Here is a 311-nt window from a genome sequence, read left to right on the forward strand (position 1 = left end):
CTCGGCGCGCGGGCGGCCCGGCGGCGGGAGCTGCGACCTGGTCGGCACCAGGCCGCGTACGGCGAGCGCGGCACCGGCGCCGAGGGCGGCGCCGGCGAGGACGTCGCTCGGGAAGTGCACACCCGTGTAGACGCGGGACAGCGCGACGGCGCCCGCGAGCGGCGCGACGGCCGCGCCGAGGCGGGGCGACTCCAGCGCCACACCGGCCGCGAAGGCCGCCGCGGACGCGGAGTGTCCCGACGGGAAGGACGTGGTGACGGGCTGCCGCTTCAGCCTGCGCACGAGCGGCACGGTCTCCAGGCCGGGCCGGG

Annotated in this window: 1 protein-coding gene; it reads right to left on the reverse strand. The window is 80.4% G+C overall.

Annotated features, from left to right (window positions below):
* On the reverse strand, positions 1-311 hold a 311-nt coding region (locus tag STRAU_RS38435; RefSeq protein ID WP_037664717.1), incomplete at both ends, for a phosphatase PAP2 family protein.

The organism is Streptomyces aurantiacus JA 4570 (genome assembly GCF_000414115.1).
Lineage (GTDB): Bacteria > Actinomycetota > Actinomycetes > Streptomycetales > Streptomycetaceae > Streptomyces > Streptomyces aurantiacus_A.